Source organism: Paracoccus isoporae, assembly GCF_900101865.1.
Lineage (GTDB): Bacteria > Pseudomonadota > Alphaproteobacteria > Rhodobacterales > Rhodobacteraceae > Paracoccus > Paracoccus isoporae.
Genome location: NZ_FNAH01000006.1, coordinates 177,654 through 199,366, shown reverse-complemented (window position 1 = coordinate 199,366; position 21,713 = coordinate 177,654). Strand labels below are relative to the sequence as shown.

Sequence of the window (21,713 nt, the reverse complement as noted above, 5' to 3'; positions counted from 1 at the left end):
GTCGCGGCGCCCTTTCACATTGGGACTTCGCCGTCCCGCGAACGTCAAACGAGGATAACACCATGTCGCGCGTCTGCGAACTGACCGGCAAGGGCCCGATGAGCGGGAACAATGTCAGCCACGCCAACAACAAGACCCGTCGCCGGTTCCTGCCGAACCTGAACGACGTCACCCTGACCTCGGAAAAGACCGGCCGCAGCTACTCGCTGCGCATCTCGGCCGCGGCGCTGCGCTCGGTCGATCACCGCGGCGGGCTGGACGAGTTCCTGGCCAAGGCAAAGGACGCGGATCTGTCCGCGCGTGCGCTGAAGATCAAGAAGGAAATCTCGAAGTCGAGCGACACGGCGGCAAATCTCGAGACCTGAGCGCCTCCACATTCCGAATTTTGCAGCGCCCTGCCGGATGATCCGGCGGGGCGTTTCGCTTTGTCGCACCCCCCTCGGCAAGCTGGCGCCGCGCGACCGGAATGGCTAAGGGGTTGGCATGATGACCGCGTTCCGCGCCTGCCTGATCCTGTGCCTGCTGCTGACCTCCCACGGTCTGGCGGCGGCTCGCGGTCAGCCGCGTGTGGCAGAACAGCAGGTCCTGTGCCTTGGTGGCGCCGCCGTGCAGATGCTGATCGGCGCGGATGGCAAGCCGGTGCGCCGGCTGGTGCTCTGCGCCGACCTGGCGCTGAACGTGATCTCCGCGGTGGTGGCGGATCCCGGTGTGCCGGTGGCACCGATGCGGCAGACCATGCGGGAGCCCGCCGTGGCGGTTCCTTTTACCACATCGGGGCGCGACACCCCGCCCGCGCAGGCGCGCGGACCCCCGATCATGTCAGGCTGACTTGAAACGACACCCAATCGAACAAGGACGATGACATGACCACGAAGATCCTGACCGCGCTAATGGCGCTTGCGCTGCCAACGGCGGCACTGGCGCAGGCCGGCGACCTCCAGATCACCGACAGCTTCGCGCGCAGTTCCAACCCCCGCACCGGGGCCGCTTATCTGACCATCCACAATGCCGGGCCGGAGGCCTGCACGCTCAGCGCCGTCACCACGCCGATCACGGACAACGCAGAGCTGCATACCAGCCGCGAGGACGCGGACGGCCTGATGCAGATGGTGCCGCTGGAGGACGGAATCACCATAGCAGCGGGTGCCGACCATATGCTGGCGCGCGGTGGCGACCACATCATGCTGATGGGGCTGGCCGAACCGCTCGCTGAGGGCGACGAGGTGGCGCTGACGCTCGACTTCGGCACATGCGGCACGGTCGAGACGGTGGCCCCTGTCGACAACGCGCGGATGAGCGGCGCCGACACGGCCGCGGCGCATGGCTCCGGCATGGACCACTGAGCGGCGCGGGCAGGGCGGGTCACCGCCTTGCCCGCATCCTTACGCAGATGTGATTGGGTCGGTGCGGGAATCGTGCGACCCTGACCACGGCGCAGGCGTTGGGATGTGATGGACGCAAAGCTATGAACTATGCCGAATTTTCGCTGATCCGCTTCGGATCGGGGCTGGCGCCGGGCATCATGGGTCCACCCGATGCAGATGCGCTGCTGGAAACCCTCTCCGATCCCGATGCCACGCCGCGTTACCCTGGCCTGTCGACGGTGCGGGCGGGGGCGCTGCTGGCGGAGTTCGACGCGGCGGGTCGGGCGCAGCGCGAAGGCCAGGCGGGGGCAGACACGCGGCGCGAGAACGCCAAGACCGTTCTGGTGGAGGAGATCAACGCCGCCCACCGCGCGAGGCTCGCGCGCGCCGTCGAGCATCCGACGGGCTTCCCCGAGCGATTGCTGCAATTCTGGTCGAGCCATTTCAGCATCCGTGCCGGGGGGCCGCATCTGCGCGCCATGCTGGCCGCGTTTCACGAAGACGCGCTGAAGCCGCATCTGACCGGCAGTTTCGGCACGCTGCTGCGCGCCGCGACGTTGCATCCGGCGATGCTGATCTATCTGGATCAGCAGAACTCTGTCGGTCCGACATCGACCTTCGCCGTGCGCAACCTCAAGCGCGGCAATTTCGGGCTGAACGAGAACCATGCCCGCGAACTGCTCGAACTGCATAGCATCGGGATCGATGGCGGGTATGGCCAGGCGGATGTGCGCGAGCTGGCAGAGCTGATGACCGGGCTGCGGCTCGGCGAGAACCGGGCCTTCACCTTCGATGCGAAACGCGCCGAACCGGGTGCCGAGACGGTGATGGGCATCGAATATGGCGGCGGCCGTCCACCGCGCCTGTCAGAGTTCGACGCCTTCCTTGACGATATCGCCACCCATCCTCAAACCGCGGCCCATATCTCGCGCAAGCTGGCCACGCATTTCTGCGCCGACTCCCCGCCGGAACGGCTGGTGGCCGACATGACTGCGCGGTTTCGCCAGACCCGCGGCGATCTGATGGCGGTCTACGAGGTGATGGCGGGCCATGAAGAGGCGAGGCTGAGCTTTGGCGAGAAGGTCCGCCAGCCGCGCGATCTGGTGATCGCCGGGCTGCGCGCGTTGTCTGTCAGCGGGGCCGAGGTGATGTCATGGTCGACGAAATCCCTGCACGCCCATGCCATCCAGCCGATGCGGCAGATGGGACAGCATGTCCTGGGCGCGCCCCAGCCCGAGGGCTGGCCGGAGGCGGCAAGCGCCTGGCTGACCCCGCAGCTTCTGGCGGCGCGGATCGACTGGGCGATGCGGTGGCCGGGGCGGATGCGCGACAACCTGCCCGATCCGCGCAATTTTGTCCGCAGCACATTGGCGGCAGCGCAGGCGGAGACCGTCGGGGTCTATGCCGCGCGCGCCGAGTCGCAGTCGGACGGGATCGGGATCGTTCTGGCCTCTCCGCAGTTCAATCGCAGGTGAGATGATGCAGATGGATCGACGCCGGTTCCTGAATACGGCCCTGGCCGGGGCCTGCTCGGCCGCCGCCATGCCGGCCTTCACCCCGATGAGCTTCGCCTCCGCCCCCGGCGAGAAGCGCTTTGTGGCGATCGTGCTGCGCGGGGCGATGGACGGGCTGGACGTGGTACAGCCCTATGGCGATCCGTTCCTGCGCAAGCTGCGCCGGCGGCTGTCGCTGGGACCGGAGGCGGGCGCGCATGATCTCGACGGGTTTTTCGCGCTGCATCCCGCACTCGATCCGCTGATGCCGATGTGGCGGGCGGGCGAACTGGGCTTCGCCCATGCCGTCTCGACGCCCTATCGCGACAAGCGCAGCCATTTCGACGGGCAGGACATCCTCGAGGCCGGCATCTCCGGGCGTCATGGTCCGGAAGATCCCGGCGGTGGCTGGCTGAACCGGCTGCTGCCGATGATCGACGGCGCCGTGTTCGAGACCGCCTATGCCATCGGCACCGAGGAACTGGCGATCCTGCGGGGCGAGTTCGTCAACGCCTCCTGGGCACCGAAAACCCGGCTCAAGCTGAGCCCGCAGGCGCAACTGCTGCTCGAGGCGCTGTATGAGAGCGATGCGCCGTTCCACAGCGCCGCCGAGGCCGCGATCGAGATCAGTGCCGCGACCGCCGGGGCGGATGACATGAATGGCGGGCAGAAGCTGAAGAATGCCGCAGCCCTTGCCAGCTTCGCTGCCGCCCGGCTGAACGAGGAAACCCGGATCGCGGCGTTCTCGCTCACGGGCTGGGACACCCATCAGCGGCAGTTCAACACGCTGGACCGGCCCCTGACCGAGTTGGCGACGGCGCTGACGGTGCTGAAGGATCAGCTTGGCCGGAACTGGGACAACACCGTGGTGATGGCGATGACCGAGTTCGGCCGCACAGTGCGAGAGAACGGGACGGGCGGCACCGATCACGGCACGGGCGGGCTGATGGTGATGGCTGGCGGTGCGGTGCGGGGACGGCAGGTGATGGGGCAGTGGCCGGGTATGGGGGAGGGGGATCTTTATGCCGGACGCGACCTCATGCCGACCGCAGATGTGCGCAACTATGCCGGGGCGGCGATTTCAGGCCTGTTCGGGGTGAAGGCGTCCGACGTGGAGCGGGTGATCTTCCCCGGCATCGATCTGAGTGCGCCGCCGCAAATCCTGCTGTAGCCGGGCGGCCTTGCCTCAGCCCTCGATCAGCCGTGTCGCATCCGCGTAGAGCGTCAGGTCCTGTGCATTCGCCTTCAGCAGCCGGGACCGCAGTGCCGGGGGAAGCTGCGCCAGAAGCGCCTCCACCCGGTCCTCGACCGACCCGGCCGGTTCCTCGGTGACGTTGAATCGGGTCTCCTCCGGGATGCGCAGTGTCAGACCGTGGGACGCGGCAATGCCGACGAAACGCCGCAGATCCGCGTCGAAGCTTTCGGTCCGGCCCAGCATCTCGACCTGCGCCAGATTGCGCCGTGCCGTCGCAAGGTCATAGCGCAACTGACTATGTTCCTCGCGCACGATTGCGTGGCGGCCATAGACCCCGGCGAGATAGCGGGTCTGCGGGTTGGAGACATGGGTGAGCTCGTTGCGGATCTCGAAGCTGGCCTCGACCCAGCCGGCGAAATCATGCCGCGTCGCCAGTTGCGCGGTCACCGTCCCGTCTGCCGCGCCCCGCTTGAAGCGGTAAATCGAGCCGAGCCGCAGGATCGGGTGGCGCAGGAAGGTGGCGGCGAGGACATGGTAATCCAGAGACGTGGGAACCGGCAAAAGCGTCTGGTGCGAGGAAAACGCCACCGCATCCGCCCGCCGGGTGATGATCTGGTCCAGCCGGTCCTGGTCTATGGTAAAAAACGGATAGGGCCCGTCGAAGCGTTCATGCCGGTCTCCGAAACTCGCATCAAGCACCTGCTCGAACGACGTGCCCGAGTTCTTGTAGATATGGTAGTGGACGATGACCGTTCTCATGCCCGGTCCGGCAGGCTGGGGTCCGGGCGCGAGTCGCGATAGCGATGGGGGATCCATTCGCCCCATTTGCGCTCGAAGATCGCCTTGTTGGCGTCGAACAGCGCCTGTTTCTCCTCGGAGGGCAGCGCGCCGAAAGTGGCCGACAGATGGTGATGCACGAAGGCATCCTCGGCCAGGGCGATCTCCATCCCGGCGGCGCGGAAACTGGCGCAGTGGTCGTCATCCTCGAACATGCCGCGCCCGTAATCCGTGGGCAGGTGACCGATCCGGTCCAGATCGGCCTTGCGGAACATGGCGCAGAAATAGGCCGCGACGGGGATCGGCGTCGACACGCCGCGATAGCCGGTCACGAGATCGCGCGCCACCAGTCGCATCGCGTCCATGTCGCCATAGGCGACCTCGATCCGCGCCTCGTTGCCGATATTGTTGGTCATCGGCCCGACAATGCCGATCTGCGCATCGCGTTCGAGATGCGCGACCATCGCGCTGAGCGCGCCGGGCGGCACGACGGTGTCGTTGTTCAGCAGCAGGACATATTCGCCGCCCGCCGCCTCGATCCCGACATTATTGCCGCGGGCGAAGCCGAGATTCTCGCCGTTCTCGATCAGCCGGATCTGCGGCGCACGCTCCGCCGCTTCGCGCAGACGCGCGCGTTCCTCGGCGGGCGATCCATTATCGACGACGATCACCTCCATCTCGGGGTAAGTCGGGCCGCCGTCGAGCAGCGATTCGAGGCAGGCGAGTGTCAGATCGGCCGCGCCATAGGCCAGCACCACTACAGAGAGCAACGGCGCCCGCTCCATCTCGGCCAGCATGTCGGCGGCGCGATAGGCCCAGGCATTTTCGAGCGCATATGACCGCAGCGCATCGCCGTGGGCCGGATCATCCGCCTTCGCTGACGATTGCCGGATGCCATCGGCAAACTCTGCGGCGGTTCCGGCCGTGACCACCAGATCGCCCGCCCGCTCCAGTTCCGGCAGGGCGGTCGAGACGGTGGGTTTGCGGACGGCGGAATATTCGTAGAATTTGACCGGGTCGCAGGCCTTGATGATCGGCAGAAGCTGGAACGGGATGATGAGAACGTCCATCGCCTCCAGAAAACCCGGCACGTCAGCATAGCGGATTTCGCCATGCATGGTGACATTGTCGAGATCGTTCAGCCGCACCGGCGCCTCGGCCGTGACCGAGCCGCAGAGATGGATGTCGAAATCGGGATTGTCCCGCGCCACCTCCTCCAGCAACTCGGTGTGAAACCACTCCGCGATCGCGCCGACATAGCCGACGCGGATCGCCCCGTCGCGCAGCTTCCCCTTCAGGAAGTCGGGCGGGCCGACCTCGGACGAATCGCCCTCACGAATAAAATGGCTGACATCCGTGCCATTGCGGATCAGCGCCACGTCGCGGGTCTGGCCGTATTTGTCGAACAGATATTGCGAGGACACGATCATCCGGTCGGCGCGTTCGATCATGTCGGCTTCGAGATCGAGGATGGCCTGCTCGGTGTTGGAGAAGCCGGCGATTTCATCCATGCAGTCGAAGGTGATCTGGTATTGCCGGGACAGGTGGCGCACGAAGTTCCACCAATAGGGGTGTTCGACGACGACATGCGCCCGCGGCGTCACCCCGACCTGATCGGACAGGGAATGGAAATGGTCGATCCAGGCCCTGATCGCCGCATCAGGAACCTGGCCGGAATAGGGTTTCACGGCGCGCAGGCCCCGCGCCGACAGCCGCACCACATAGACATTCGGTGCCACCTCGCGCAGCGCGCCGCCGCTGTCATCTCCCTCCATCTCGATGAAGAACACGCGATGCCCAAGTGCTGCGAGTTCGGCGGCAAGATGCTGGGGGCGTTGGGTGCGGAAATCCCAGTTGATGATCGACATCACGAAAATATCCGGCCGGCCCGTCTCGGCGGGCGCGATCTTGTCGAACTGCCGGGCGACGCCTTGCGGCGCCTGGCCGGGCGCATAGGCCAGATAGGCCGGCACGCCGCCCGGATAGGGCAGGGCGCGTTTCAGCCGGTCGAAGGCGGATTGCGGCAGCAGCCGGCGCAGCACATGGCCGCCCTGACGATGCAGCCGGCGATAGATCGGTTTGAGTATCGTCATGCGTTCCATCTCCAGCAGCCTTGTGAGGTGGCTCAACTGTTCATTCTGCGTGGCCAGGGCGTCGCCGAGCACCACGCGCTGCTGTTCGCTCGCCTGAAGCTGGTCCTGGAGGCTGGTGCGCTCATCAGCCGCGGCAACAAGCTGGGTCTCCAGCCCGGCGACCTGTGCCTGAAGCGCGGCACCGTCCGCGGCGAAGCTTGCCGCCTCGGACTTGTATCGCGCCATTTCGCCGCTCAGGTGATCCACATCGGAAGCCAGGCGGCGGATATGAAAGGCATTGCCCTCCTCGGTGGCGCGCGCGGATGCGGACAGCGCATCGAAGCGGGTCCGGTAGGGGGCCAGATCAGCCGACGCGGGCAGCGTTCCTGCGCGGGCATGACCTGCAAGCAGGTCGAACAAGTCCCGGCCGAGCGTGTCAATTTCCGGCGTGGCGGCAGTGATCTGACGCCCGCCATGCACGGCATTGTCGTCAAAGCGCGCGCGCACCTGCTCCGCAGCATCCTTCGGCACCTCCCGGTCGCAGAGCGCAGCAATCCGGGTCAGCGTGGCATCGACGTCACCCATCCAGTCCGGGAAAAGGATCAGGTCGCGCGGCATTTGCGTCGTGGCATCCAGTGCGGCCAGCGTGTGCGCGATCCAGCTCAGATAGACCAGATCGGCCGCGAGCCCGTCACGACGCTGCAGCGATGCCGCGATCTCGGCGGGGTGGCGCAGCGCGATCAGCGCCGACACTGTCCCGGCCCGGTCCAGATGCGCAGCCCAGCCCGGCATCAGCAGGCTCATGCGCGGGTCTTTCACGACGATGTTCCGGTCGTCCGCGAAACTGGCCGTGAGCGCGGCCTCCATCTCGGCCGGGTCCGGCCCGTCCGGCAACGCGCCGATCCGGCTCCAGGCCGCGCCCGTCCGCGCCATCACCCGGTCGTTCAGCTCGACCACCGCCAGCGGCTCGAAATGGCCTTTCGGATTGTCGTCCGCCGGACCGCCGCGGTCGCGCGGCAGGTTCAGCCCAAGGATCTCGGTGCAATGCGCCAAGAACGAGGTGCCGCTGCGATGCATCCCGAGCACCAGCAGGATCGAACCGCGCGGGATCACGCTGATTGCGTCGGACATGAGGTCAGTTCCAGATCGGTTGAGCAGGATGGTCATAGGCCGCGACATCGCCGTAATTCTCGATCGCGTCTTCGAGGTTCTGCGGGGTCATCTTGCGCAGGGCGGAGCCGAAGGCGCGGCGATCGGGCAAACCCAGATCGGCCAGGATCCGCGGAAAATCCTGCGCCAGCGTCTCGTAGCGGATCTGCATCGCATCCGGGAACAGGGCGTCCACCCGGCTGGCAAGATCATTCTGCCAGGAGGTGTAGCGCGCGAGTGCGGCGGGCTCCATCTTCAGCTTGCCGACAGTATTTGGATCCTGCTGCGCGCCCGGCGCGTCGCTGTGGCTGAGCTGGTAGCGCGCCATGCGCATCCGCGATGCCAGCGCCGCCACCGGGTTGAGGCGGCGCAGGTGATAGATGCGCAGGCCGCGCGTCCGGGCATGATCCGCCAGGATCTCGGACAGCCCGTCATGGAAGAAATCCTCGTAGATCACCTTGAAACCGGTGATCTGCCCGGGAAATGCGTAGATGTGATCCTGCAGAAAGCGCAGGGGATCGGCATCCCGCTCCGGCATGATCCGGCGGATCTCCTCGGCCGGGGCCGGTTCGGCGCCTGCCTGTGGTTCCATGCGGCTGATCCAGACACGGCTGAACACCTCGCCATGGCACACGATCTCGGGCTGATCGTTCAGTGCCTCGCGCAGAAAGGTTGACCCCGACCGCGCCTGCGCGAGGATCATGAAACCTGCCTGGTCCGGCGCCGCGGCCGGTTTTCCTGCCTTGGCCGCAGAATGCGGGTTTTCGTCGGACATTCCCATCTTCGCATCTGGATCGGGTTTCGAGCCTTCTAACGCGCGCCCGGCGGGGAATCTAGCAACGCAGCGACACATTCTTTACAGCTTCACGTCATTTTTCCGCGCGGTGGCCGCCTGCCCCTCGACGCCGGGCGGACGAGCGACTAAATTCCGGCAACTTCCGGCCGCCTGCGCCAAATCGTGCATGTGGTCTCTGAACAACGAAGCGACGGGGCACGGCGTGCGCGGTCGCGGCAATGCGGCAGGATAATGACAGACGCGAAGGCAGAAGGTGCCGCGGCGAACAGGCCGCGTGTTCGGGACAGGGTCACGGGGCTGCAGGGCTGATGGAGACCGAGGCGCAACTGCGTCCCGTGCAGGCGACCGTGAACGGCAGGGTTCTGCCGCGCTTTTCGACGCTGCGCACGGTGGTGGCGCTGTCGCTGCGCGAACTGACCACCTCCAATGGCGACACGGCGGGCGGTTACCTCTGGTCGGTGTTCTCGCCGGTGATCGGGATCATGGTGCTGGCGCTCATCTTCTCTGCGGGGTTCAGAAACCCGCCGCTGGGTGACAATTTCGCCATTTTCTACGCCTCAGGGATGCTGCCCTATTTCATGTTCCGCAGTGTCTGCGCCCGGGTCGAGCATTCGATCCGCGCGTCGCGCAACCTGCTGAACTTTCCCCGCGTCACGCTGTTCGACGTGGTGATGTCGAAATTCCTGATGGCCGTGCTGACCCAGGCGGCCGTATCGGTGCTGGTCTATGCCTTTATCCTGAACATCTTCGAGACTGACACCACGTTTCACATCAAGCAGATCCTGCAATCCTTCACCACCGCCGCGCTGCTCGGAGGCGGAATCGGGCTGATGAACTGCGCCATCAAGACCAAGTTCCCGCTCTGGGAGGTGCTGTGGTCCTTCGTGGAGCGGCCGATGGTCCTGCTCTCCGGTGTCATCATCCTGGTTGAATCGCTGCCGCGGCCCTACAGCGAATGGCTGTTGTGGAATCCGCTGGTGCATATCGTCGGACGCTCGCGCGAGGCGCTCTATGTGGATTATGTCGGCAGCTACACCGATCTGACCTTCCCGCTGGAACTTGCCCTCATTTCGGCCTTTATCGGGATGGCAGGGATCCGGCTGTTCACCCGCGAGTTGCTGGACAGATGACCGACGCGGCGGCGACAGCGCAGGGGCCTCAGGCGCAGCAGATGCACAGCTTCGGCGATGTCGGCCCGGCGCGTCTGAAGCTGCGCCATTACTTCCTCATTGCCGCATTCGTGGTGATGGTGATCCTGCCTTCGGTGCTCACCGCCTATCTGTCCTGGAATTTTGCAGGAACGCTGCGGCAGGTGACCGCATCGGTGACGGTGCAGGAACATTCGCTGGGGGCGTTCGGCAACACCGATGACAGCGCCGCCGTCCAGTCCGCATTCAAGGGATCGGGCGGCGAGGAGACCGCCATCATTCGTCAGCTGGTCCATAGCGAGGATTTCTTCCGCACCATCGAGGCGCAGCTTGACCTGACACAGATCTGGCCGACGGAGCGGCGCGTGCCCTATCTGCCGACCCGCTACGATCCCGACGACAAGGCCGAACGGCGGCACGATTTCTGGCGCAACATGGTCGAGGTGAATATCGGCTCGCGCGACCAGATCATCCGGCTGCGGGTCAGCGCCTTTGACCAGCAATCGGCCGAGCGGCTGCTGCAGGCAATCCGCATCGAGGCCGAGCGCCGGTTGAATGTCGCGCGATCCGCGACGCTCTCTGCCGCGATCAAAGAGGCCACGGCCCGGCTGGAGGAGCTGCGTGAGAAGAACGCCGATGACCGCCAGCGGCTGAAGGAATTCCGCCTGCGCAACCGCGCCATCGACCCGATGGTGCTGGCGATGCTGAATGCAGAGTTCATCAATTTCCTGCGCGCCATGCAGGCTGAGGAAGAGATCCGCATCGCTGAAGCCGAAGCATCCGTGTCCCAGCAACGCGAGCTGGTGCGCCGGTCGCAGGATCGCATGGCGGCGATCAATGCCTATCTGGACAACCCCGATTCCATTCAGGGCGAGATCGTCTCTGCCGACGAGGTCACGGCGCTGATCGCGGAATATCAGCCGCTGCTGACCGAGGCCGAACTGTCGGGCATGTCGCTGCGCATGTCGGAGCTGGCGATCATCCGCTATCAGCAGGAGCTGCAATCGACGAAGGTGTTCCTGTCCAGCGTGACCGGCGGTTCCATGGCGTCGATCGAGGTGTTCCCCGAATTCCTGCCGAGCCTGCTTCTGGTGGCGGTCGGCAGTTTCGTGCTCTGGGTCATTCTGCTGCTTCTGTTCTATGGAATACGCGACCGCAAATGATCGTCCTCGAGAATGTCACGAAGATCTTCTACTCGCGCCATGTGAAGAACGTGGTTTTCCGCGATCTGAACGCGGTGTTTCCCAGCCGAACCTCGGTTGCGCTGCTGGGACGCAACGGGGCAGGGAAATCCACGCTGCTTCAGGTGATGGCGGGCTCGCTCATTCCGAATTCGGGGCGGGTGCTCAGCGACGGGAACATTTCCTTTCCCATCGGCCTGGCCAACTCGCTGCACCAGCATATGAGCGGATCGCAGAACACCAAGTTCATCGCGCGGATCTACGGCGCAGACACCAACCAGCTCAAGCATTTCGTCGAGGATTTCGCCGAGTTGGGGGAGAAATTCTACCTGCCCATCCGCACCTACTCGTCAGGGATGCGGGCACGGCTGATGTTCGGAATCAATATGGGGCTGAAATTCGACACCTATCTGGTGGACGAGGTGTCCGCCGTGGGCGACGCCCAGTTCCGCGAGAAAAGCGAGGCGCTGTTCAACGAACGGATGCAGGAATCCGGCGCGATCTTCATCAGCCATTCAATGGCGCTCGTGCGGCGCATGTGCACCGCCGGTGCGGTGCTGGAACGCGGGCGGATTACCTATTACGACGACCTGGAAGAGGCGATCGACGCGCATCACCGCAATGTGCAGGCGGGTGACATCGACGACGACTGAGCCAGGCGGCCGGCCGCCCGGCGAGGGCGGGGTGGTCCGGTCCGGTCGTCCTCAGCGGCGCTCGCGGATGCTGTAATAGCACAGCAGCAGCACACCCCATCCGAGCAACAGCATGCCGAAGGCTTTCAGCACCAGCATGGGACGGTCGGGCAGCACCGAGGATTCCGCCGTGCGCGGCGCGATATGCGCGGCGAGATAGCGCGACTGGCGCTGCCCCTCGGCAAGCGCCGATTCGTAGGAGGCCTGTGCGGCGCGATAGGTCGTTTCGGCGAATTCCAGATCGGTGGCCAGTTCCTCGTACTCCGCGACGAGCTGGGCATAGCTTTCGCCATTGGGCCCCTGGTCGGATTCGCCGAATTTCGCCCGCTCCGCCGCGATCTGCGCCTGGATGGCATTGATGCGCCGTTGGCCCTGCGCCACGCGGGGATCGTCCTCGCGTGCGGTTTCGCGCAGCGTGTCCTGCGCCACCATCGCCTCGACCAGCTGTGACTGGAGCCCGCTGAGAACCTCCATCTGGCCTGCAAGATCGGCCTCGGGATCGACGATCTGGGTGCGCATCCGGAAACTGGTCATCTCCTGCCGCGCCCGCGTCAGCCGCTCCTGCGCCTTCTGCAACTCCCCGCGCGAGAACCGGGTGGCATCGTCGCGGGCGATGTCGGACAGCCGGTTGATGGTCCGGCTGCTTTCGTCGAACGCGGCCTGCGCGATGTCGCGGGCATCCTCGGGTGAAAACGCCATGACGCTCAGTGTGATGAGCTTGCTGGAGGAATCGTAATCGACATCCACCTGCTCGCGCCAGTAATCCGTCAGATCCTCCAGCGAGCCGCTGGCGTCATAGGAAAAGACCGGGTCGATCTCATGGAAGCGCGAAAACCGCGAGACGAGGTCGAGATCGGCATTGATCGTCGCCACGATGTCTTGGCTGTGCAGGAAATCATAAAGGATATCCGGGTCCGACGCGCTCGTGCTGCCGGTCAACTGGGTCAGCCCGCCCAGAAGGTTGAGCGTCGGGTCGGATTCCTCCTTGCGGACGGAAAAGGAGACGGTTGAAACATACTGATCCTGCGCGCGCGCCCAGAGATACCATGCCCAGACAGCAGTGGGGGCGATTACGATCATCAAGAACGAGGCCAGGATCAGTGTCCGCGTGATGCGCTCGCCCCGCGTGCGGGCTGGGCGCTGAGGGTGCCGGGCCTTCGCGCTGCGATGCGGTTGGTTCGTCAACTGAATGTCGGCCATGCTGCTTCCTGTACGCCCGCCCCGCAATCGGCGGGGCAGGCGCAGATATATACGCAGTGAACCGCCAAGGCCAGCCGTTGACCCGGCGGTTCCTGCGCCGCGTCGTCACGAAAAGCGGCGCAGCCGCAGCGCATTCGTGACCACGAAGACCGACGACATGGCCATCGCCGCCGCCGCCAGCATCGGCGACAATTGCGGACCGCCAAACGGCACCAGAACGCCCATCGCGACCGGGATCAGAAGCGCGTTATAGGCGAAGGCCCAGAACAGGTTCTGCCGGATATTGCGCATCACGGCGCGCGACAGGCGGATCGCGGTCGGCACGGCGCCCGGATCGGCGCGCATCAGCACCACCTCCGCCGCCTCGATCGCGATGTCGGTGCCGGTTCCCATGGCGATGCCGGTATCCGCGCCGGCCAGAACCGGGGCGTCGTTGATGCCGTCCCCGACGAAGACCGTGCCCTTGCCGGATTGCTCCAGCCGGGACAGCTTGCTTTCCGGGGTGGCGCCGCCGATCGCCTCGTCAATGCACAGGCTGTCGCCCACCGCATCCGCCGCTGCCTGCACATCGCCCGAGATCAGCGCCGTGCGCAGCCCCAGATCGCGCAGCGATTGCACCGCGTCGCGCGATTCGGGCCGGATCTGATCGGCGATCAGGAACAGCGCCTGATGCCGGCCATCGACGGCCAGGTGAACCGGGGTCTGCGCCTCATGCGCAGAGTCGGCGGCGCGGCGCGCCAGATCCGGCTCCGGCGTGATGCCTGCGTTGCGCAGCGCCGCCTCATTGCCGATCAAGACCTGTTTGCCGTCGATCCGGGCCATGGCGCCCTGACCCGGCATGGCCTCGGACCCGCTGGCCTGCGGTGTGTCCACCCCTGCCTGCGCTGCCGCTGCCATGATGGCATGGGCCAGCGGATGGCTGGACCCGGCCTCGACGCCCGCGGCCAGGCGCAGCGCCTCATTGCGGTCCAGGCCGGCCGTCTCGATTGCGGTGACGGCGGGCTTGCCCTCGGTCAGCGTGCCGGTCTTGTCGAAGGCGACGGAGCTCGCCTCTGCCAGGCGCTGCAACGCGTCGCCGCGCCGGAACAGGATGCCAAGCTGGGCACCGCGCCCGGTGCCGACCAGGATCGAGACCGGAACCGCAAGCCCCATCGCACATGGGCAGGCGATGATGAGCACCGAGATCGCCGCGACCACCGCACCCGCCAGGGCAGGCTCGGGCGCAAAGATCATCCAGGCCGCGAAAGCCATCACTGACAGGGCGATGACGATCGGCACGAAGACCATCGTGATCCGGTCAACAAGCGCCTGCACCGGCAGCTTGCCGGCCTGCGCCTGTTCGACAAGCCGCACGATGCTGGCCAGCCGTGTCTCCGAGCCGGTTGCGGTCACGCGGTAGCGTAGCGCGGCATTGCCGTTCACCGTGCCGCCGGTCAGCGGATCGCCCGCCGCCTTCTCGGCCGGCAGGGGCTCGCCGGTCAGCATGGATTCATCGACGCTGCCAGTTCCCTCCAGCACCTCGCCATCAACCGCGACGCGTTCACCCGGCCGCAACCGGATAATGTCGCCCGGCACGATCTTCTCCACCGCAAGCTCCACCGTCTCGCCGTTTCGCTCGACAAAGGCGGTGTCGGGGGTCAGGTACATCAGCCGACGGATCGCCTGGCTGGCTTCGCCCTTGGCCCGCGCCTCAAGCCAGCGGCCAAGCAGGATCAGCGTGACGATGACCGCGGCGCTCTCGAAATAGACATGCCGCGCGCTGTCCGGCAGCAGCGCCGGCGCGAAGGTGGTGACGGTGGAATAGAGAAATGCCGCGGTGGCGCCCAGGACCACGAGGCTGTTCATTTCCGGCGCGCCGCGCAGCAGCGCCGGCGCACCGTGGCGATAGAAGATGCGCCCCGGCCCGGCCAGGATGATCGCGGTCAGGGCAAACTCCAGCATCCACAGCATCCGCATAGGGATCAGCGAAAGCAGCGCCTCGTGAAAGCCGGGAATGACATGACCGCCCATCTCGGCGATGAAGACGGGGAGTGTCAGTGCCGCCGCGGTCAGAAACGCCCGCCGCAAGTCGCCCGCCTCGTCGTCGTGATGCATGTGTCCCGCGTCCTGCCCGTGATCCGGCCGGGCATCATAGCCGGTCCCTGAGACCGCATCGGCAAGCGCGTCGGGGGTCAGGCCGAAATGCGACACGGTGGCGGTGCCGGTCGCCAGATTGACCTCTGCCCGCTCCACCCCGTCGAGCGCGGTGAGCGCCCGCTCCACCCGGCCCACGCAGGAGGCGCAGTTCATCCCGTCCACGCGCAGCGATGTCACGCTTGGCGCGGCGGGATAGCCGGCCTTGCTCAGCGCCTCGCTGGCCGAGCGCAGCGAGGCGGGGGATTGCAGCCGCATCGTGGCGCGGCCGGTCGCAAGATTGACCTGCGGGTCGGTGATGCCTTCAACGGCGGCAAGCGCGCGCTCGGCCCGGCCCACGCAGGAGGCGCAGCTTAGACCGGTCACGGTCAGTTCGGCTTCGCGGGAAGCCTTGGAGTTAGAGATGTCGTCCATGGTTCTGTCCTGTTCTGAATGCAATTTCATGCGGGTCAGAGGTCAGGACAGGCGGGGCCTGCGGGGTCATCGGCGCCTGCATGGGCGCAGTGACGGGGGTGAACAGGTCAAGCGCATGGCGACGCGCCAGGTTGGGCCTTGCCGTCGTGATCTGGCGAAAATTCGTCCTGCGCGCGGAAACGTGACAGCGACATGCACGATCACCACGCCCCCGGCACAGATGTGCCGCGCGGACCGCAGCCTTGCGGGGTTGCCGTGTCGCAGAAAGGGGCGGGCAAGTTTCCATACCGCGATATTTGGGCGCGCCGTGACGGGTCGTCAAGGACGGTCTCGCCCAAGCGGGATTGAGTCGGCGCGCCGCGATCCCTATAAATCAGGGTGAAACGAGCAGATGGGATAATTTCATGAACCGCCGTCAGATGATCGGGCTTTCCCTGCCGCTGATTGCCGCGCCGTCGCTGGTGCTGTCGCAGGAACAGGCCGCCACCACGAGAGACCCCTACCAGCCGACCGAGGTGCCGATCCGCGAGGGGTTCGAGACCGGCTCCATCGTTGTCGTGTCGGATGACTTCTTCCTGTATCACGTCATTGCGCCGGGTCGTGCGGTCCGCTACGGCGTGGCGGTCGGTCAGGCCGAGCTTGTCTGGAAGGGCAAGGCCCGGATCGGCCGCAAGGTGGAATGGCCCAACTGGACGCCGACCCAGGCGATGATCGAGCGCAGCCCGGACCAGTATGCCCAATATGCCGACGGGATGCCGGGCGGTCCGAAGAACCCGCTCGGCGCGCGCGCGCTCTATCTCTATGATGCCAACGGCAACGACACCGCGATCCGCATCCACGGCACCACCCAGCCGGGCTCGATCGGGCGGGCGGTGTCGAATGGCTGCATCCGCATGCGCAACGAGGCCGTGATGGCCCTGTTCGAGCAGGTTCCGATCGGCACGCCCGTCTACGTCTACTGATTTGAACGGATCGGGGATTGGCTGATCTGGCCGAGGTGTCGCTCGACGCGGTGACCGCCGCGTCCGGGCGCTTCGACGACATCATCGACGTGCGCTCGCCCGCGGAGTTCGCCGAGGACCACCTGCCCGGCGCGATCAACCTGCCGGTGCTGAGCGATGATGAACGGGCCCAGGTCGGCAAGATCTACAAGCAGATCTCGCCTTTCGATGCGCGCAAGTTCGGCGCGGCGCTTGTGGCGGCCAACGCGGCGCGCCACATCGCCGGGCCGCTCAGGGACCGAGAAGGCGCGTGGCGGCCGCTGGTTTACTGCTGGCGGGGCGGCCAGAGATCCGGTGCCTTCGCGACGATTCTGGCGCAGGTCGGCTGGCGGGTGTCACGCCTCGATGGCGGCTATAAATCCTGGCGCAGCCTGGTGGTCCGGCGGGCGCATGAGCAGGGGTTCGCCGCGCCGGTCATCGTGCTTGACGGCAATACCGGCAGCGCCAAGACCGCGATCCTGCACCGGCTGGCGGCGATGGGTCATCAGATCGTCGATCTGGAAGGTCTCGCCCATCATCGCGGCAGCCTGTTCGGCGCGCGCGGCGCGCAGCCAAGCCAGAAGATGTTCGAGGGCCGGCTTGCAGCCGCGCTCGAGGCGCTCGACCCAGGACAGCCGGTGATCGTGGAGGCGGAAAGCTCGCGGATCGGGGATCTGGAACTTCCCAAGGCGGTCTGGGCCGGGGTGAAGGACGCGCCGCGGCTGTCGCTGCGCGTGCCGGTCGCGGCCCGCGCGGCCTATTCGGCCCTGGATTACCGCGATGTGACGGCGGATGCGGGACGGCTCCGGGCGATCCTGCAGAAACTCGCGCCGCTGCACCCGGCCGAGCGGATCGCGCAATGGCTGCGCATGGCTGAGGACGGGAAATGGCGGCAACTGGCGGAAGGGCTGATGCGGGATCACTATGATCCGCGCTACGAGAAGCATCGTGCCCGATACGCCGACCGCGAGATGTCGTCGGTGGCGCTCGACGATCTGTCCGATCTGGATCGGGCGGCCGAGACCGTCTCCAATGCGCTTGGCCGGATGGCGCCCCGCGCCGCCGGGCGCCGTCCCTAGCTGCCCAGCATGATCCCGATCACCACGGCCATCAGCCCCAGCACCGAGGCGACGAGCGCGGCCATGTTCACGGTGACCACACGCTGCATTCTGACCCGGAACGCAGCCTCGTCCAGCCTGGCGCGCCGCGCCCGCTGAACCGTCCAGATACACCAGAAAATGCCGCTCAGCCCGGCCAGAGTGAGCGCGGCACCGCACCAGATCAACAGGTCGAAAATCGTCATCGGACCCCCTTCGCTGACGCGGGCATAGCCGCGATTGCGGAACCGGGCAAGACGGCCTATGTCTGCGGCCCAGACCACGGGGGACCAGATGCAGGACGATCATTCCTATAACGTAGCCGCAGACGAGCTGCGCCAGTTCATCGAGCAATACGAGCAGCTTGATGCCGAAAAGAAGGACGTGACCGAACGCCAGAAAGAGTTGATGGCCGAGGCGAAGGCGCGTGGCTATGACACCAAGGTGATGAAGAAGGTCATCGCCCTGCGCAAACGCGACCGCGACGACGTGGCCGAAGAAGAGGCGATCCTGGACATGTACAAGGCGGCGCTCGGCATGGGCTGAGCGATTGTCGCGATCGCTCGCTTCGGGATAAAGCGCGCAGGGCCCATCGCCTGCGCGGGTCGCCTTGGCCTAGGCAGAAATATACTCGATGCCGGGCAGGGCGGCGATTTCGGCCAGATCGGTGGCGTAGATCTCCGACAATTCATCGACCAGATCCTGTGACCAGCCCGGCAACGCCACCTCGGCCTCCATCGCGCCGCTATCCGGCATCGATGTCAGCGCGTCCTCGACCATTTGCCGGCGCGCCTCGACCGACAGACCGTCAGTCGCCGCGATCTTTTGCTGGAGCGCATCGGCCTCTGCCTCGGGCAGAAGCTCGGCAAGCAGCGCGTCCTCTCCCTTCAGCGCCGCCTCCGGTCCGACACCGGCGATCCGGCGCAGCACCTCCGGCCAGATGAAGGGCAGATCCTCCTGCGCCCAGATGACGATGTCCCGATCCGGCACGGTCTGCAGGATGCGATGCAGCATCGGCGCCCAACGCAGGTTTCGCGGGTTCACCCCGCCCAACACGGCGTCATAATCGCCGCCGGTCATGCGCAGGATCTCCGAGGCCTGCCGCGCGGGATGCACAAGCCCGATGAAGAACTCCACCACCGCATCCGGGAACAGGTTCGACAGGCCGAGCAGACGGTTATGTCCCTTGGCATAAAGCCCTTCGGCAGAAATCGCCCGCTGCGGCATCCCCAGAAAACCGCTCTGGCTCAGCACGACGCGCCCGGCGCGGTCGCTGTCCATCACCGCGTCGAGCAGCATCTCCTGCATGTCCTGGGTGGCGACGCCGCCGCGCAGTGCGTTGATCGCATCCCCGAACACGCCGCGATAGCGGTTCGGGGCCGGCACCTCGACCCCGCGCATCCACAGCATTTCGCGATTTTTCAGCAGGGTCCGCAGGATACGTTCCTGGTCGCTGCCATGAACGCCGACGTGGTAGGCAATCTGCATGTCTGTCCCGGCTGATCTGTGCTGGCTTGCAACCTAACGCTGCAGCCGCGAAAGGAAAACCTCTTTCCGTGACGGGCTTGCGCGCCGCCGCCGCTGGCGCTATCCGAAAGCGACCCGCGCGGTCCGGGGCCGGCATAGCTCAGCTGGTAGAGCAGCTGATTTGTAATCAGAAGGTCGGGGGTTCGATTCCCTCTGCCGGCACCATCGCGCCCAACCCGAGATATGCACCTGACAGGCATGGGCCGGTTGATCCGGGGCAGGCAGTTGCGTTGCGCGGGCAAGGCGCGGCAATGCGCGTCATGGAGGCAATCTCAGGTCAAGGGATGCTGCAGCTTTCGGCCGGTTCCAGCCTGCCGGTGTCCGGGCAGGGCCGGGGTGTCACGCTTTGAGCGGAAAAATCAAAGCAAAAGACAGTTGATGGTGGGCGACCCTGGAATCGAACCAGGCATGGGTCTCCCCGGCGGAGTTACAGTCCGCTGCCGCACCTTGCAGCACGTCGCCCGCCGAGCCGTCGGCGTGGGGGGTGGAATAAGGGGGGCGGCGCGGGGCGTCAAGCGGGAAATGGGCCGCAAAACGCTCCGGGCTTGCGTCTTGCCGGGCCGATGTCGCAGAAGGGCTGGGGAAAGGGGACATGATGGCCGACCAGAAGACCAGGAAGCCCGACTGGGTGATCGAAAAGGAGCGCGCGCGCAAGGCGTCGGCTGCCGAGACCATCTGGCTGTTCGGCCTGCATGCGGTGCGCGATGCGCTTGCCAATCAGGCGCGCGAGAAGCTGCGGCTGGTGGTGACACAGAACGCCATGGACCGGCTTGGCGATCTGGCCGGGATGACGCCCGAGGTGACGGATGCGCGGGTCTTTGACCGCGCGGTCGGGCTGCCGCCGGACAGCGTGCATCAGGGCTGCGCACTCGAGGTGCGGCCGCTGGCCTGGGGCGGTTTGCAGGATGTCGCCATCTCTGGGGCGGGCCGGCCGATCATGGTGGCGCTCGACCGGGTGACGGACCCGCATAATGTCGGGGCCATCCTGCGTTCGGCCGAAGTGTTCGGGGCCCGAGCGGTGATTGCGCCGGCGCGGCATTCGGCCCCCGAAACCGGCGCCCTGGCGAAAACCGCATCGGGCGCGCTTGAACGACAGCCCTATCTGCGCATCGGCAATCTGGCCGACGCCCTGACGACGCTGAAGGACGCGGGGTTCATGGTCATCGGGCTGGCGGGCGAGGCCGAGGCGCCGCTGGAACAGGCCCTGGCGCAGGCCGGCAGCCGCCCGATCTGCCTTGTGCTGGGGGCCGAGGGGCCGGGCCTGCGGGAGCGGACGCGAGAGACCTGTGACCTGCTGGCGAAGATCCCTTTCGCCGGGCCGTTCGGGTCGCTGAACGTCTCCAACGCCGCCGCCGTCGCGCTCTACGCGGCCGCACGTCATGTCACAACGGCTTGAGAGGGAATGCCGAATCATGGACAGGGGCACGGGGCGATGCCATCTGTGGATCACCAGCCCGGACGTGACATGATCCTGACCCATCTCAAATCCTTTGCCATCGCGCTTGCCGTGCTGCTGCCGATCCCGGCCGCGGCGCAGGGCTGGGCGTTGGACGGGTTCGATCCGGTGGCTTACGTGACGCGGGATGCGGCCGTGCCGGGGCGGGGCGACATCTCGACCAGTTGGCGCGGCAAGGAATATCACTTCGCCTCCGAAGACAACCGCGCATTGTTCGAGGCCAATCCGCGCGCCTATGTGCCGGGCTTCGACGGGCTGTGCGTCGTCGGCCTGGCCGAGGGCCGGTCCGAGGCAGGCGATCCGCGCCAGTTCGTCATCATCGGGCAGCGGGTCTATCTGACCGCATCGGCGGACAGGAAGCAGCGGTTGCTGGCCGAACCGCGCGGTCTGCTGATGAAGGCGAAGAACATGTGGGTGAAACTGCGCCCTTGAATTGCCGAAATCACGAAACCGCGACGAGGCTTGGATTTCGCGAATCACTCCCCATATCTTGGCCACGGACGCATTGCCTCGGAACGGCTGCGTCCAGATCACTGTCCCTCGTTCCGCGACTTGCGCCCGGCCTTATGGACCGGGCGCTTTTTCTGTGAAAAGGTCGCGCGAAAAGGGGTTAATATGTCAGATCCGCAGACCATCCGCCGCATCATGGACGAGACGAAGACGATCGCCGTGGTGGGCCTGTCGCCCGATCAGGACCGACCGAGCTGGGGGGTGGCGCGCTATCTGCAGGGCCGGGGTTACCGCGTGATCCCGGTCAATCCGGGCCATGAGGGCCAGCAGATCCTGGGCGAGACGGTGTATCCCGACCTTGCCTCGATCCCGGATGACCTGGCCGTTGACATGGTCGACATCTTCCGCCGCCCCGAGGCTGTGCCCGGCGTGGTAGACGAGGCCCTGCGTGAGCTGCCGGACCTCAAATTCGTCTGGATGCAGCTTGGCATCAGCCATCAGGACGCGGCTCGAAAGGCCGAGGCGGCGGGCAAGCTGGTGGTGCAGGATCGCTGTCCGAAGATCGAGTTTCCACGGCTGGACTGAACCC

Annotated in this window: 21 protein-coding genes and 2 tRNA genes; 15 read left to right on the top strand and 8 right to left on the bottom strand. The window is 66.0% G+C overall.

From position 1 onward, the window contains the following. The first annotated feature begins 62 nt into the window (after positions 1-62). The 5 genes from rpmB to BLT73_RS11280 all read left to right on the top strand — a co-directional run bounded on the left by rpmB (position 63) and on the right by BLT73_RS11280 (position 4,028). Positions 63-365 carry a 50S ribosomal protein L28 gene (gene rpmB, locus BLT73_RS11300; RefSeq protein ID WP_090523892.1) on the top strand — a complete coding sequence of 101 codons (303 nt, stop codon included), beginning with the start codon at positions 63-65 and terminating at the stop codon, positions 363-365. Positions 366-483: 118 nt separating this feature from the next. Next, positions 484-828, top strand: a complete 345-nt coding sequence (locus BLT73_RS11295; protein ID WP_090523890.1) for a hypothetical protein — start codon at positions 484-486, stop codon at positions 826-828. A gap of 35 nt (positions 829-863) precedes the next feature. Then, positions 864-1,343 carry a copper chaperone PCu(A)C gene (locus tag BLT73_RS11290; RefSeq protein WP_245727267.1) on the top strand — a complete coding sequence of 160 codons (480 nt, stop codon included), beginning with the start codon at positions 864-866 and terminating at the stop codon, positions 1,341-1,343. Between the two features lie 122 nt (positions 1,344-1,465). Beyond that, positions 1,466-2,839, top strand: a complete 1,374-nt coding sequence (locus BLT73_RS11285; protein WP_090523889.1) for a DUF1800 domain-containing protein — start codon at positions 1,466-1,468, stop codon at positions 2,837-2,839. A gap of 10 nt (positions 2,840-2,849) precedes the next feature. Then, positions 2,850-4,028 carry a DUF1501 domain-containing protein gene (locus BLT73_RS11280; RefSeq protein WP_342705168.1) on the top strand — a complete coding sequence of 393 codons (1,179 nt, stop codon included), beginning with the start codon at positions 2,850-2,852 and terminating at the stop codon, positions 4,026-4,028. A gap of 15 nt (positions 4,029-4,043) precedes the next feature. On the opposite strand, the gene BLT73_RS11275 is transcribed toward BLT73_RS11280, so the two are convergent. Genes BLT73_RS11275 through BLT73_RS11265 form a run of 3 tightly spaced genes read right to left on the bottom strand, consistent with a single transcriptional unit; the run spans position 4,044 to position 8,825 of the window. Next, positions 4,044-4,811 carry a sulfotransferase family 2 domain-containing protein gene (locus BLT73_RS11275; RefSeq protein ID WP_176805054.1) on the bottom strand — a complete coding sequence of 256 codons (768 nt, stop codon included), beginning with the start codon at positions 4,809-4,811 and terminating at the stop codon, positions 4,044-4,046. Then, positions 4,808-8,032, bottom strand: a complete 3,225-nt coding sequence (locus BLT73_RS11270; protein WP_176805052.1) for a glycosyltransferase — start codon at positions 8,030-8,032, stop codon at positions 4,808-4,810. The genes BLT73_RS11275 and BLT73_RS11270 overlap by 4 nt, the downstream gene beginning before the upstream one ends. Positions 8,033-8,036: 4 nt before the next feature. After that, the gene (locus BLT73_RS11265) at positions 8,037-8,825 is read right to left on the bottom strand and encodes a hypothetical protein (RefSeq protein ID WP_090523883.1); all 789 of its coding nucleotides are present in this window, start codon (positions 8,823-8,825) and stop codon (positions 8,037-8,039) included. A gap of 329 nt (positions 8,826-9,154) precedes the next feature. On the opposite strand from BLT73_RS11265, the gene BLT73_RS11260 reads away from it, so the two are divergent. Genes BLT73_RS11260 through BLT73_RS11250 form a run of 3 tightly spaced genes read left to right on the top strand, consistent with a single transcriptional unit; the run spans position 9,155 to position 11,828 of the window. Then, positions 9,155-9,976: an ABC transporter permease gene (locus BLT73_RS11260; RefSeq protein WP_176805050.1), complete on the top strand. Its 822-nt coding sequence runs from the start codon at positions 9,155-9,157 to the stop codon at positions 9,974-9,976. Next, complete coding sequence (locus tag BLT73_RS11255; RefSeq protein ID WP_090523880.1) at positions 9,973-11,157, top strand: hypothetical protein; 1,185 nt, start codon at positions 9,973-9,975, stop codon at positions 11,155-11,157. Before BLT73_RS11260 ends, BLT73_RS11255 begins: the two co-directional genes overlap by 4 nt. After that, the gene (locus BLT73_RS11250) at positions 11,154-11,828 is read left to right on the top strand and encodes an ABC transporter ATP-binding protein (RefSeq protein ID WP_090523878.1); all 675 of its coding nucleotides are present in this window, start codon (positions 11,154-11,156) and stop codon (positions 11,826-11,828) included. Before BLT73_RS11255 ends, BLT73_RS11250 begins: the two co-directional genes overlap by 4 nt. A gap of 51 nt (positions 11,829-11,879) precedes the next feature. Here BLT73_RS11250 and BLT73_RS11245 read toward each other — a convergent pair whose 3' ends face one another. After that, on the bottom strand, positions 11,880-13,067 hold the full coding sequence (locus BLT73_RS11245; RefSeq protein ID WP_245727265.1) for a KpsE/RkpR family capsule polysaccharide export protein: 1,188 nt from the start codon (positions 13,065-13,067) through the stop codon (positions 11,880-11,882). Between the two features lie 105 nt (positions 13,068-13,172). Next, entirely contained in the window at positions 13,173-15,614 is a 2,442-nt protein-coding gene (locus BLT73_RS11240; protein ID WP_090523877.1) for a heavy metal translocating P-type ATPase, read from the bottom strand. A gap of 404 nt (positions 15,615-16,018) precedes the next feature. On the opposite strand from BLT73_RS11240, the gene BLT73_RS11235 reads away from it, so the two are divergent. Beyond that, on the top strand, positions 16,019-16,576 hold the full coding sequence (locus BLT73_RS11235) for a L,D-transpeptidase (protein WP_090523875.1): 558 nt from the start codon (positions 16,019-16,021) through the stop codon (positions 16,574-16,576). A 26-nt stretch (positions 16,577-16,602) separates the two neighbouring features. Beyond that, positions 16,603-17,673: a tRNA 2-selenouridine(34) synthase MnmH gene (gene mnmH, locus BLT73_RS11230; protein ID WP_245727282.1), complete on the top strand. Its 1,071-nt coding sequence runs from the start codon at positions 16,603-16,605 to the stop codon at positions 17,671-17,673. Here mnmH and BLT73_RS11225 read toward each other — a convergent pair. Next, on the bottom strand, positions 17,670-17,897 hold the full coding sequence (locus tag BLT73_RS11225) for a hypothetical protein (protein WP_090523981.1): 228 nt from the start codon (positions 17,895-17,897) through the stop codon (positions 17,670-17,672). The genes mnmH and BLT73_RS11225 overlap by 4 nt on opposite strands. Positions 17,898-17,985: 88 nt before the next feature. On the opposite strand from BLT73_RS11225, the gene BLT73_RS11220 reads away from it, so the two are divergent. Then, a complete protein-coding gene (locus BLT73_RS11220; RefSeq protein WP_090523979.1) occupies positions 17,986-18,237 on the top strand; it encodes a DUF2312 domain-containing protein in 252 nt (83 codons plus the stop codon). A gap of 69 nt (positions 18,238-18,306) precedes the next feature. Here BLT73_RS11220 and BLT73_RS11215 read toward each other — a convergent pair whose 3' ends face one another. Further along, a complete protein-coding gene (locus BLT73_RS11215; protein ID WP_090523874.1) occupies positions 18,307-19,179 on the bottom strand; it encodes a hypothetical protein in 873 nt (290 codons plus the stop codon). Positions 19,180-19,307: 128 nt separating this feature from the next. On the opposite strand from BLT73_RS11215, the gene BLT73_RS11210 reads away from it, so the two are divergent. After that, positions 19,308-19,383 (top strand) — tRNA-Thr (locus BLT73_RS11210). 214 nt (positions 19,384-19,597) lie between these two features. On the opposite strand, the gene BLT73_RS11205 is transcribed toward BLT73_RS11210, so the two are convergent. Further along, positions 19,598-19,681, bottom strand: a tRNA-Tyr gene (locus BLT73_RS11205). A 129-nt stretch (positions 19,682-19,810) separates the two neighbouring features. Between BLT73_RS11205 and rlmB the strand changes: the two genes are divergently transcribed. The 3 genes from rlmB to BLT73_RS11190 all read left to right on the top strand — a co-directional run bounded on the left by rlmB (position 19,811) and on the right by BLT73_RS11190 (position 21,709). Continuing rightward, positions 19,811-20,614, top strand: a complete 804-nt coding sequence (gene rlmB / locus BLT73_RS11200; protein WP_425438820.1) for a 23S rRNA (guanosine(2251)-2'-O)-methyltransferase RlmB — start codon at positions 19,811-19,813, stop codon at positions 20,612-20,614. A gap of 36 nt (positions 20,615-20,650) precedes the next feature. Beyond that, positions 20,651-21,106 (top strand): YHS domain-containing (seleno)protein, encoded by a 456-nt coding sequence (locus BLT73_RS11195; protein WP_245727263.1) that lies wholly within the window; start codon positions 20,651-20,653, stop codon positions 21,104-21,106. Positions 21,107-21,289: 183 nt separating this feature from the next. After that, positions 21,290-21,709, top strand: coding sequence for a CoA-binding protein (locus BLT73_RS11190; RefSeq protein WP_090523871.1), 420 nt, complete (start codon positions 21,290-21,292; stop codon positions 21,707-21,709). Positions 21,710-21,713 lie beyond the last annotated feature (4 nt).